This is a genomic window from Roseibium album (assembly GCF_965233825.1).
Taxonomy (GTDB): domain Bacteria; phylum Pseudomonadota; class Alphaproteobacteria; order Rhizobiales; family Stappiaceae; genus Roseibium; species Roseibium album.
Genome location: NZ_OZ247583.1, coordinates 3,699,481 through 3,711,418, shown reverse-complemented (window position 1 = coordinate 3,711,418; position 11,938 = coordinate 3,699,481). Strand labels below are relative to the sequence as shown.

The window sequence follows — 11,938 nt, the reverse complement described above, 5'->3', positions numbered from 1 at the left end:
CCATGGCCAAAAGCAGGCTGCATGACACAAAAGCCAAAACAAAATGCGGTATCGGCGCTCAAGGCGGCCTTGCAGTACGAGTTCAGGGATCTTGAGCTTCTCAGGGTTGCCCTGACACACGCAAGTGCCCTTGCCCCGTCAGAAACAGTATCAGGTAGCTATCAACGGCTCGAATTCCTTGGCGACCGTGTGCTCGGCCTTGCAATTGCTTCCATGCTGCACTTGCATTTTCCAAAGGCGGATGAAGGAGAGCTCGCTCGGCGATTCAACCACATGGTCAAACGCGAAACCTGCGCCGAAATCGCGCAAGAGCTCGGCGTCGGCGATGCCATGCGGATCGGACTAGCGGAAGCGCAGACCGGCGGCCGAAAAAAGACGGCACTGCTGGCCGATATCTGTGAGGCCGTAATTGCCGCCATTTACCTCGACGGCGGCTTTGAGGCGGCTGCGGACTTTGTAAAGCGCCTTTGGGAACCGCGTATGTTATCGTGGACGGGCCCGTTGCGCGATGCCAAGACCACGCTGCAGGAATGGGCTCAATCGAAGAGCCTGCCGACGCCACATTACGAAGTCACTGGGCGCGACGGCCCGGACCACGAACCCAGCTTTACCGTCTCGGTGATCGTGCGGGGGCTGGCGTCCGGCGAGGGCAAGGGCGGCTCGAAGCGTATCGCGGAACAGAACGCCGCTGAAGCAGTCTTGCGCCGGGAAGGCGTCTGGAAGGAATAACAGTATTTTGAGCGACGAGAACGACACAGGCGAACCGATTGACGAGGATGAAGGGTTTGTGCCGCCGAAAGGCCGGTTCGACATTCCCTTGCCTGAACCGCTTGCCCAGATGCCTAGCGACACGAAGGCCGGGTTCATAGCGTTGATCGGCGCTCCCAACGCGGGCAAGTCGACCCTGATCAATCAACTCGTCGGCACCAAGGTTTCGATTGTCACGCACAAGGTGCAGACAACACGCTCGATCGTACGCGGTGTCGCGATGCACGGCTCTGCGCAACTGGTCTTCATCGACACACCGGGAATTTTCAAGCCGAAGCGCCGTCTCGACCGGGCAATGGTCGACACTGCCTGGGGCGGCGCCCGCGACGCCGACCTGATCGCTCTGCTCATCGATGCGCGCAAGGGGATCGATGAGGAAGTTGAAAACATTCTCAAGCGCCTCAAGAGCCAGTCCGCGCCCAAGGTTCTGATCCTCAACAAGACCGATGTCGCAAAGCGGGAAAAGCTTCTGCAGCTTGCGCAAAGGGCCAACGAATATCTGGAATTCGAGGAAACATTCATGGTCTCGGCCCTTACCGGAGACGGTATCGCGACCATACTCGATCACTTCGCCTCGAAGGTACCTGAAGGACCTTGGCTCTACCCGGACGACCAGCCGTCCGACCTGCCGCTGCGTATTCTGGCCGCTGAAATCACCCGGGAAAAACTGTTCGAACGCCTGCATCAGGAACTGCCCTATATCTCAACGGTGGAAACCGAACAGTGGCAGACACGCAAGGATGGGTCCGCACGCATCGAACAGACCATCTATGTTGAACGGAGCAGTCAGAAAAGCATTGTTCTGGGCAAGGGCGGGCAGACGATCAAGGCAATCTCAAAGGCTGCCCGGGAAGAACTCTCCGACATCATCGAGACCCCCGTGCATCTGTTTCTTTTCGTGAAAGTGCGCGAAAACTGGGCCGACGATCCCGAACGCTACCGGGAGATGGGTCTCGAATTTCCGAAGTGATTGAGGGTAAGGTCGAATCCAGTCTTGAATCGGCCAAATCTAGCGCAGGGTATTGGACTTGGAGTGGACCAGCCGCGGCGTGGTACTGACCACACGCAAGCACGGCGAAAACGACATCATTCTGGAGGCCCTGACCCTCGATCATGGCCGGCACCTGGGCCTTGTCCGGGGTGGCCGCTCCCAACGCAACCGGCCCTTTCTGCAACCCGGCAACGAACTGGATCTGACCTGGAAAGCGCGCCTGCCGGATCACCTCGGGCATTTCCAGCTCGAAGCGCAGACACTGCGTGCCGGCGAACTCATGACGACAGCGATCGGCCTCGCCAGTCTGCAGCATCTCGCATTCCTTTTGCGATTATTGCCGGAACGGCACCCCTACCCGCATCTTTACGACGCCCTGAACGTGGTTCTGGAGCATCTTGACGAACCCGATGCCGCAGCCGCTCTGCTGATCCGTTTCGAACTGGAACTGTTGCGGGACCTTGGAACCGGCCTTGATCTGGAGGCTTGCGCCGCGACGGGCCAGAAGGATGACCTGGTCTATGTCTCGCCCAAATCCGCGCGTGCGGTCAGCCGGGAGGCCGGCAAGCCCTATCACGACAAGCTACTTCCCCTGCCCTCGTTTCTTGTCGATGGCCAGCGCCAGGCAGGAAGTGAGCTGACATGGACCGATGTCACGCAAGGCTTTGAGCTGACAAGCTTCTTCGTATCTCGCCATTTACGGGAGCGTGATGGTACCGACGGTGGCACACGCGAGCAGGTCATGAGCGCCCTGGAACGACGGTATCGCGAGAGTTTTCCCTGGAATTTCCTAGATTAGACATCAGTCATTCATGTGCGGTTTCAGCGAGCGCCAGACGATATCGTTTGTTTTTCCTGAAACGTATACGGTTGTTGCTCTCCCGATCAGATTTTCAGCGGGAACAAAACCAACGCGGGTCAAAACCCGACTGTCTACGGAATTGTCCCGATTGTCACCCATCAAGAAGTAGTGACCAAGCGGAACTTTGTATTCCCGCGTATTGTCCAACTGTCCCTGTTTCGTCAGGTCAAGCGTTTCATAGGACACCCCATTTGGGAGGGTTTCACGAAAGCGGGGAACGTGCCGAACCGCTCCCGATGAAGACATCCCGATATAGTCGTCGATACGTTCCCGTTTGATCGGCTTTCCGTCAATATGAACAACACCATCCAGAACCTGGATTGTGTCACCGGGCAAGCCGACTACGCGTTTGACATAGACAATCGTGAAGTCACTTGGCAATTTGAAAACCACGATGTCACCCTGATGCACTCTGAAGTTTGGAAGGTATTCAGGGCTGTAGGCGCTCGCGAGATCCCTGTAAAATTCTGCAATCGGCAACCGTACCAAAAAGCGGTCACCGATCTCCAGGGTCGGCAGCATGCTGCCAGAGGAACTGCTGAAAGACTTCATCCGGCTAGCGGTATCACCCAGCCAAGCGTTTCCAATTTCCCCACCGGCAACTGCAAACATAAACAGAAACGGCAGGCCAAACGAAAACAGTTTATGTTTCAAATTTCCCACTCATTGCTGCGATGAAAACCCTCAGTTTCTTCTCAAACTACAAGCCTAGGAAGAAATTCTCGAAAACTCCCAAGGGAAGCTGACATGTTCACCTCTTGCGAGCAACCGGACTTTTCGCTTCCTTCGAGTGCGGGATCTCGTGAGTTTGAGGCCGATCGAATTCGTTCACGTGTTCAAACAGCTTGTGACCATGTTAAAAACCGTTGAAAATCTGCGGTTTCGCACGCCAAATCGGCTCGGGCGAATTGCGCGGGCCATGGGAAACAGATAGCAAACAGACATGGGAAAAGAGACGACACCACCACCGAGCGGCATTGAGGGGATCAACCTTCGCGATGCGCTGGAAGAACGTTACCTGGCCTATGCGCTGTCAACCATCATGCACAGGGCCTTGCCGGATGTCCGTGATGGCCTGAAGCCGGTTCACAGGCGCCTGCTCTATGCGATGCGACTTTTGAAACTGGATCCAGGCGCAGGCTTCAAGAAATGCGCGCGTGTGGTCGGCGATGTCATCGGTAAATACCATCCTCACGGAGACCAGGCCGTCTATGACGCCCTGGTGCGTCTCGCCCAGGACTTTGCCCAACGCTATCCATTGATCGACGGTCAGGGCAATTTCGGCAATGTCGACGGCGACAATGCTGCTGCCATGCGGTACACCGAAGCGCGCATGACCGACACGGCCAAGCGACTGCTCGACGGACTTGACGAAAATGCCGTCGATTTCCGGGAAACCTATGACGGCGAAGACAAGGAACCGATTGTCCTGCCGGGCGGATTCCCGAACCTCCTGGGCAACGGCTCCTCAGGCATCGCCGTCGGCATGGCAACATCGATCCCGCCGCACAACGCCTTTGAGCTCTGCCAGGCATGCCTGCACCTGATCAAGAATCCGAAGGCGGAAGTTGACGAACTGCTGGAGCATATCAAGGGACCGGATTTTCCGACCGGTGGCCTGCTTGTCTCCGACCAGGGCTCCATCCGCGAAGCATATGCGACCGGACGTGGCAGTTTCCGCGTGCGTGCACGCTGGGAGGTTGAGGATCTTGGCCGCGGGCAATGGGCGATCGTTGTCACTGAAATTCCGTACCAGGTTCAAAAGTCGCGCCTGATCGAAAAGATTGCCGAACTGCTGACAGCCCGGAAACTGCCATTGCTCGACGACGTTCGCGATGAATCTGCCGAGGATATCCGCGTCGTTCTGGTTCCGCGCTCGCGCAATGTCGACGCAAATATCCTGATGGAGTCCCTGTTCAAGCTGACCGACCTGGAAAACCGGTTCTCCTTGAACATGAACGTTCTTTCCATGGGCAAGGTGCCCATGGTGATGGGCGTGAAACAGGTGCTGCGCGAATGGCTCGATCACCGCAAGGTTGTTCTGGTCCGCCGCTCCGAGCACAGACTTGGCCAGATCAACCATCGACTCGAGGTTCTGGAAGGCTATTTGATCGCCTACCTCAATCTGGACGAGGTGATCCGGATCATCCGTGAGGAAGACGATGCCAAGGCCGAACTGATCAGGACCTTTGAACTGACCGACGTCCAGGCGGAAGCCATTCTCAACATGCGCCTGAGATCCCTGCGCAAACTTGAGGAACTTGAGATCCGCAAGGAGCACGGAAAACTCACCGACGAAAAGGACGAGCTCACGAAACTTCTCGGCTCAGACGCCCGTCAATGGACCCGAATTTCCAAGGAAATTGTTGACATTTCCAAGGTCTATGGACCTGAAACGGAAATCGGCAGACGGCGCACCGACAAGTCGGAGGCTCCGGAAGCGGACCTGGTCGACATTCAGCAGGCGATGATCGAAAAGGAACCGATAACCGTCATCATCTCGGAAAAAGGCTGGATCCGTGCCCTCAAAGGGCATCAGAGCGATTTGTCATCCCTGACCTTCAAACAGGGCGACAAGCTGAAACTGTCTTTCCATGCCGAGACGACAGACAAGATCCTCGTGTTCTCGACCGGAGGCAAGTTCTTCACCCTCGGAGCTGATCGTTTGCCGGGTGGGCGCGGACACGGCGAACCGATCCGTCTCATGGTCGAGATGGACGAAGCGCAGGATGTGGTGAATGCCTTCGTTCACAAACCTGGGCGAAAGCTTCTTTTGTCCAACAACGAGGCGCGCGGTTTTGTCGTCAGCGAGGATGATGTCATTGCAAACACCCGCAAGGGCAAGCAGGTGCTCAACCTGACGGCCCCGGCGGAAGCAGCCCTTTGTGTCGATGCCACTGGAGATCAGGTGGCGATCATCGGCGAAAACCGGAAATTGCTGGTTTTCCCACTTGCTCAGATCGCGCAAATGGGCAGGGGCCGCGGCGTGCGGCTGCAGCGTTACAGGGACGGAAATGTGTCCGACATCAGGGTTTTCTCCGGCGAAGAGGGACTTACCTGGATCAACAGTTCAGGACGCAGCTTTACCCGTTCGCTGGAAGAACTTACCGATTGGCGCGGAGACAGGGGCCAGGCCGGGCGCCTGCCGCCGACCGGCTTCCCGCGTTCAAACAAGTTCGGTCCCGGCAAACTCTAGCGCGCATCGAGGGAATGTCGGATCGCTTACGCGCATTTTTCTGCTGATCAGTCGGTTTGTGCCCACGACAAACGGAAGCCGCCACAATCAGCGGGAGAAAGGACTGGCTAGGGCCTTCGGATGCCGGAAAACACGGCATCGTCTTTCGTGACACAGCTTGCCGAGTGAACAGCATTCAGGCACCAAACGATTCGACATTCATTGGATGCGCTCCAGGTATCTGAAGCCTGCAGTTAAGAAAGACCGTTGGTGGCGGTTAACTGCCGCCACATACCGGGTGTCATCCCAAATGCCCGTTTGAAGTGTCTCGTCATGTGACTTTGATCGGAAAAGCCACTTTCCACCGCCGCTTCCACAAGTGTTTTTCCCAGAACAAGCAGGCGTTTCACGGTTTCGAGCCGACGCATCACCAGATACCGGTGCGGGCTTGTTCCGAATACTCTTTTGAACTGCCTCGACAAGGTGAAGCGGTCGAGGTTCGTCATCCCTTCCAAATCACCTACCCGGACCTGTTCCTTATGACTTTCCCTGAGAAACTCGGCGCAGTTTCTGAGCGAAGGCAAGTCGATCGCCTGTCTGTTTCCCAAATCGGATCCGCCAAATTTGCTCAGACACTGTGAGAGTTCGGCAAGCAGATGACTGCGTTTCAATTCTCCCATCTCATGGTCGATGTCTTCAAGGCCCTCCGAAAGGCTCCGCCTGAAGACCGGGTCCGCCAAGACCGGTGTATCGACAAACGGCAAACCCATTGTTCCTGAACGCCCAAGTGCGGTTTGCACGTCCTCCGGCTGGATATAGATCATGCGGTATCGCAGCCCACGTTCAGTCCCTGCCCCACCATCATGAAGCTCGTCGGGATGAATCACGATTATCTGCCCGGGCAACGATGCGCGTGCCTCGCCGCGATATCTGAAAGTCTGCACACCGTTGAGCGTCAGACCGATCGCATAGGTGTCATGTCTGTGAGGGTTGAACCCGTTACCGCGGAACCTTGCCTCGATCCGCTCAACACCCTCCTCCGCAGGCGCCATGCGGATTGCATCAGTTCGTTCGCCGCACAAACGTTCAAGACCATCTGCTTCGATTGCCTCTAGGTTCTTGCAGACCTTCGTTTCTCGAATCCCCCTGGTGGAGTTTTCACCCATGTTTGCTACCAAATTCGTCGTTGTTGTACGGGATGACCTGGCCGTGTGGCAGAAACTAAACGTAACTGCATTTCTTTCAACAGGCATTGCGTCCGCGACCCCCGGGATTATCGGAGAGAACTACCGCGACGCTGCAGGCAACAGCTATCACCCGATGAGTGTTCAGCCGATCATTGTTCTTGGCGCCGATGAAGCTCTTCTGAAAAAGATCCATGCCCGATCTCTCCAGCGCGGCGTCCGGACGAGCCTTTATGTCGAAGAGATGTTTTCGACCGGACATGATGCCGCCAACCGGGAGGTATTCGGGAAATACACTCCCGAAGAGGCAAGTGTCGTCGGCCTGGCGCTTCATGCCGACCGGAAAACTGCCGACAGGATCACCAAGGGTGCACGCATGCATCCCTGATCAAAAGGCCAACCGCCCGATTCATGACGACTTCCCCCTCGACGGATCGTTTTCCAGCAGGCAATCTGTCTGTCTGGAAAAAATCGGGGAAGACATGACCGGTTCGTTCACATTCAACACCAGCCCACGCATCATTCTTGAAAATGGTGCGGCGTCGAAGATTGATCAACTGGCTGCACATTGCCTTGGTCCGCGCCCGTTTATCGTGACGGATCCCATCATCCTGTCGCTGGGACTACTCTCGCCGGCGGAGGCCATGCTGAAGGCATGCGGTTATGATTTTGGCCATTTCACAGACGTCGCAGCCGATCCGCCTCGATCACTCGTCGAAGCCGCAGCTGAAGCTGCAATGTCGCACGGAGCGACTTCCGTCATCGGTTTCGGAGGCGGGTCTTCCCTTGACGTTGCGAAGCTCGTCGCACTGCTTGCGAAAAGCAACGAAAACCTCGACGACGCGTGGGGCATTGGAAATGCAAAAGGTCCGCGCCTACCTCTCGTGCTTGTTCCGACAACAGCAGGAACGGGTTCGGAAGTCACTCCTATCTCAATCGTCACCGTTGGCGAGGAAGAAAAACGCGGTGTTGTCTCGCCGCTCCTGCTGCCTGACATTGCCATTCTTGACCCGTCCCTGACACTCGGGCTTCCTGCTGCCGTAACGGCCGCAACCGGTATTGATGCCATGGTCCATGCGATCGAGGCCTATGCATCCAAGTCGGCAAACAACAATCCTGTCTCAAGATCGCTGGCGATTGAAGCACTGCGCCTACTTGGGGCCAATATCGAGACGGCAGTCTTTTCACCCGGAAATGTCAACGCAAGAAGCGCAATGCTTGCCGGCTCAATGATGGCGGGAATGGCTTTTGCAAACTCTCCGGTTGCTGCGGTCCACGCGCTGGCCTATCCGCTCGGCGGCATTTTCCATATCCCGCATGGATTGTCGAACGCGCTTGTTCTGCCGCATGTCCTGAGATTCAACAACAGCGTCGCTGCAGACACTTATTCCGAAATCGCAACTGCGCTGTTTCCAGACCTGTCAGAGACTTCAGACGCAGCAGACCGTGCCGAGGCATTTGCGCAAAGACTGGCGGAACTTTCGTCGAAAATCGGATTGCAAACCCGGCTAAGCGACGTCGGCATCACGGAAAGCAATCTGCCCAAACTGGCGCAAAGCGCGATGATGCAGACCCGTCTTCTGGTCAATAATCCACGCGAACTGACGGAAACGGATGCTCTCGAAATTTACAAAGCCGCTTTATGAACTCCACAAGTTATCCACAGGCCGTGCGCCAACGCCCACTTTCAAGATCAGACTTCAAGGCGTTTCGGGATATCCCCACGCGGTGGATGGATGTGGACATCTACGGGCATGTCAACAACGTGCAATACCTGAGCTTTTTCGATACGGCCGTAAACGGCTGGTATGTCGCAAACGGTCTCCTGGATCCACGGACGAGCCCTGAAGTCTTTCTCGTTGTCGAAACAGGATGTCACTACTTCGCCGAGTTGACATTCCCTTCTGTCGTTTCCGCAGGCCTGAAAATTGAAAAACTCGGCTCCAGCTCTATCGTCTTCCGTGTCGGTTTGTTTGCCGGCGAAGAGCCGGAAACTGCGGCCCACGGCCGGTTCGTTCATGTTCTTGTGGATCGAAAAACCAGGCGCCCCATGCCCATTTCCGAAAACGCCCGGGGCATCTTATCAAGTTTGATGACGTAGGAAATCCAATCTTGCAGGGCCATTGATTATCCAGAGCCTGTTCTCAGGTAATCCACGGGAAAAGCCAAGGACAGTCCATTCGCGTCTGCACAACTAACTCACAGACGATCCACACGTTATCCGCAACTTTTCAACAGGCTGGGAAATCGAGCACATGGCCGGTTGTCAACATGTGGAAAACAACTCTCAACCCAAGTTCTTCATAAGGCGGGATTTCTCGCGCTGCCAGTCCCGTCTCTTTTCGGTTTCGCGTTTGTCATGCAGCTTTTTCCCCCGCGCAAGGGCGATTTCGAGCTTTGCCCGGCCTTGCTCGTTAAAATAAAGCTTGAGTGGCACAATTGTCTTGCCGTCCTTCTGCACGGCACCGGCAAGCTTGCCGATTTCACGTTTGTGCAGAAGAAGTTTTCTGGGGCGCCGGGGTTCGTGATTGAACCTGTTGGCCTGGAGATACTCGGGTATGTAGACGTTGTAGATCCAGATCTCACCGGCGTATTCAGCCGCGTAGGATTCGGCAATATTCGCCTTGCCGGTGCGCAGGGATTTCACTTCCGTGCCCTTCAGCTCGATCCCCGCTTCCAGCGTATCCTCGATTTCATAGTTGAATCGGGCTTTCCGGTTGTCCGAAATGATTTTTCTTCCCGGATCGCCGCCTTTTTTCGAAGCCATTCTCGTCCTTCAGGGGCAATCCCCCGCAAATTCAGTTGATCAGACCGGCATGTGCCATCGCATCTCGAATTTCGACTTTTGTCGGTTCGGTTACCGGCACGAGCGGCAGGCGAAGCTCTTCCTCGATCTTGTTCAGGAGCGAAAGAGCGTATTTCGCACCGGTTGGGCTCGGCTCCAGGAAAAGGGCGCGGTGCAACGGCGCCAAACGGTCCTGGTACTCAAGTGCTTTTGCAAAATCGCCAGCAAGCGTCGCGGCCTGGAATTCGGCACACAGGCGCGGGGCAACATTTGCTGTCACTGATATACAGCCGACACCACCATGTGCGTTGAACGCAAGGGCCGAAATGTCTTCGCCGGAAAGCTGAATGAATTCCGAACCGCACAAATGACGCTGACGGCTGGCCTTCGCCAGGTCGGCAGTCGCATCCTTGACACCCTTGATATTTGCGCAACTCTCAAACAGTTCCGCCATTGTCTCCGGTGTCATGTCGATTACGGATCGGCCGGGAATGTTGTAGATGATGATGGGCAAGCCAACTGAATCGTTGATGGCCTTGAAGTGTGCCTTGAGGCCCGCCTGATTTGGCTTGTTGTAGTAGGGTGTTACAACGAGCAAACCGTCCGCCCCTGCCTTTTCGGCATGTTGGGCAAAATCAATCGCCTCGACCGTGTTATTCGATCCTGCGCCGGCAATGACGGGCACGCGGCCAGCCGCAGCTTCAACACATAGTTCGATTACCCGCTTATGCTCATCGTGACCAAGGGTCGGGCTTTCGCCAGTGGTTCCAACAGGAACCAAGCCGTTCGACCCTTCGGCTATCTGCCAATCCACAAATTCCTGAAACCGTTTCTCATCGAGCGCTCCGTCCTTGAACGGGGTAATCAGCGCTGGAATGGAGCCTTTGAACATCTCGGTTTCCTCTTGGATGACTCTGGTGTTTACGATGAACGGAATTCGACCGGTCTCAATGGACGCGCAACATACTCACCTGCTGCAAAAGGGGCAATGCTTGCTTGGCGTTTCCTGCTGTTCCATGGTGTTTTCCTTGGCCGAATGCGCCCTTTAAGCGACACATTCAACGATCCTGAGGCTCTCACACCTGTCTCTCCTGTTGGCGGTCTTCCAAAAATCGGTACTATCTTTTGAAAATCGAGATGAGAACGTTTGGAGATTTTCATGGTCACTGCGCCACAAGAAGCGCAATCGAACGCCGTGCCTGCCACCCCCGAACCTATTGACTTCACGTGGCGGAGTTCCGACGGCCTTCAGTTGTACGGGCAGGATTGGCGTCCCACCGACACCGCTCCGGGCAACACCAAACCGCCGATTCTCTGCTTGCCTGGTCTCTCTCGAAATTCCCGTGATTTCAATGACATCGCACAATTTCTTCAATCAAAACATTATCGCGTAGTTGCTCTTGATTATCGTGGAAGAGGAAAAAGCGATTGGGACAAAGACTGGAGGAACTATGCCCTTCCGGTAGAAGAAAACGATATTGCTCTTGCGATCGAGGAACTCGGCCTGGGTCGTTTTGCCGTGCTTGGAACATCGCGCGGCGGACTGCATGCGCTTGCCATGACGTTTCGATTTCCGGCGGACCGCATGGCTGGCGTAATCTTCAATGATATTGGGCCTCACATCGAGATGAAGGCAATTCACCGGATCGCCGCAACACTCGGTCGCAATATGAAAACCAATTCCATGGATGAAGTTGCCCGGAACCTGGAGCGGACGATCGGCCAACAGTTTCCGTCATTTGGCCGAAAAGAATGGCTTAAACTAGCAGGACAACTGGCATCGGAACACGATGGCGAATTTGTCATGGACTATGACCCTGCCCTGGCGCATCAACTCGCAAGTCTCGATGACGCGACGCCGGCGCCTGATCTTTGGCCGCTTTACGAAAGACTTACAGATCGCCCGGTTTTCATTCTTCACGGTGAACATTCGGACCTTTTGAGCCACGAAACCTGCGAGCGAATGCTCCAGATGCATCCCAGTGCGCAACTCCAGACAATTCAGGGACAAGGCCATGCGCCGGTCCTTTGGGAATCCGATACTCATGAAGCCATTGGAAGTTTTCTGAAAAGACTCTGATTGGCAGTATCAAATGGCACTTTTCAGCGACCACGGGTCAGAACCTGCCTTCATTTGACCGCGCGGGCCTCGAAATCGCCGAATATTGTGTTG

12 protein-coding genes are annotated in these 11,938 nt (G+C 55.6%); 8 read left to right on the top strand and 4 right to left on the bottom strand.

Translation table 11 applies throughout. From position 1 onward, the window contains the following. Positions 1-21: 21 nt before the first annotated feature. The 3 genes from rnc (at position 22) to recO (ending at position 2,558) form a co-directional block, all read left to right on the top strand. Positions 22-729 (top strand): ribonuclease III, encoded by a 708-nt coding sequence (gene rnc, locus ACO6TI_RS16870; RefSeq protein WP_055118901.1) that lies wholly within the window; start codon positions 22-24, stop codon positions 727-729. Positions 730-838: 109 nt separating this feature from the next. Next, the gene (gene era, locus ACO6TI_RS16865; RefSeq protein WP_196893276.1) at positions 839-1,738 is read left to right on the top strand and encodes a GTPase Era; all 900 of its coding nucleotides are present in this window, start codon (positions 839-841) and stop codon (positions 1,736-1,738) included. Positions 1,739-1,796: 58 nt separating this feature from the next. After that, complete coding sequence (gene recO, locus ACO6TI_RS16860; protein WP_055118903.1) at positions 1,797-2,558, top strand: DNA repair protein RecO; 762 nt, start codon at positions 1,797-1,799, stop codon at positions 2,556-2,558. 3 nt (positions 2,559-2,561) lie between these two features. Here recO and lepB read toward each other — a convergent pair whose 3' ends face one another. Further along, positions 2,562-3,173 carry a signal peptidase I gene (gene lepB, locus ACO6TI_RS16855; RefSeq protein WP_208992813.1) on the bottom strand — a complete coding sequence of 204 codons (612 nt, stop codon included), beginning with the start codon at positions 3,171-3,173 and terminating at the stop codon, positions 2,562-2,564. A gap of 391 nt (positions 3,174-3,564) precedes the next feature. Between lepB and parC the strand changes: the two genes are divergently transcribed. Beyond that, positions 3,565-5,817 (top strand): DNA topoisomerase IV subunit A, encoded by a 2,253-nt coding sequence (parC, locus tag ACO6TI_RS16850; protein ID WP_055118906.1) that lies wholly within the window; start codon positions 3,565-3,567, stop codon positions 5,815-5,817. Between the two features lie 233 nt (positions 5,818-6,050). Here parC and ACO6TI_RS16845 read toward each other — a convergent pair whose 3' ends face one another. Next, the gene (locus ACO6TI_RS16845; RefSeq protein ID WP_422382938.1) at positions 6,051-6,962 is read right to left on the bottom strand and encodes an AraC family transcriptional regulator; all 912 of its coding nucleotides are present in this window, start codon (positions 6,960-6,962) and stop codon (positions 6,051-6,053) included. On the opposite strand from ACO6TI_RS16845, the gene ACO6TI_RS16840 reads away from it, so the two are divergent. The 3 genes from ACO6TI_RS16840 (at position 6,961) to ACO6TI_RS16830 (ending at position 9,081) form a co-directional block, all read left to right on the top strand. Continuing rightward, positions 6,961-7,368: a DUF2000 family protein gene (locus tag ACO6TI_RS16840; protein WP_029062431.1), complete on the top strand. Its 408-nt coding sequence runs from the start codon at positions 6,961-6,963 to the stop codon at positions 7,366-7,368. The genes ACO6TI_RS16845 and ACO6TI_RS16840 overlap by 2 nt on opposite strands. A 94-nt stretch (positions 7,369-7,462) precedes the next feature. Next, the gene (locus ACO6TI_RS16835) at positions 7,463-8,626 is read left to right on the top strand and encodes an iron-containing alcohol dehydrogenase (RefSeq protein ID WP_422382937.1); all 1,164 of its coding nucleotides are present in this window, start codon (positions 7,463-7,465) and stop codon (positions 8,624-8,626) included. Continuing rightward, on the top strand, positions 8,623-9,081 hold the full coding sequence (locus ACO6TI_RS16830; protein WP_055118912.1) for an acyl-CoA thioesterase: 459 nt from the start codon (positions 8,623-8,625) through the stop codon (positions 9,079-9,081). Before ACO6TI_RS16835 ends, ACO6TI_RS16830 begins: the two co-directional genes overlap by 4 nt. Before the next feature lie 186 nt (positions 9,082-9,267). Here the strand turns inward: ACO6TI_RS16830 and smpB are convergent, their stop codons facing one another. Then, complete coding sequence (smpB, locus tag ACO6TI_RS16825; protein WP_029062434.1) at positions 9,268-9,747, bottom strand: SsrA-binding protein SmpB; 480 nt, start codon at positions 9,745-9,747, stop codon at positions 9,268-9,270. A gap of 31 nt (positions 9,748-9,778) precedes the next feature. Further along, entirely contained in the window at positions 9,779-10,657 is an 879-nt protein-coding gene (dapA, locus tag ACO6TI_RS16820; RefSeq protein WP_108872836.1) for a 4-hydroxy-tetrahydrodipicolinate synthase, read from the bottom strand. A gap of 267 nt (positions 10,658-10,924) precedes the next feature. Here dapA and ACO6TI_RS16815 point away from each other — a divergent pair, with 267 nt between their 5' ends. Next, positions 10,925-11,845, top strand: coding sequence for an alpha/beta fold hydrolase (locus ACO6TI_RS16815; protein ID WP_282045713.1), 921 nt, complete (start codon positions 10,925-10,927; stop codon positions 11,843-11,845). Positions 11,846-11,938: the final 93 nt, after the last annotated feature.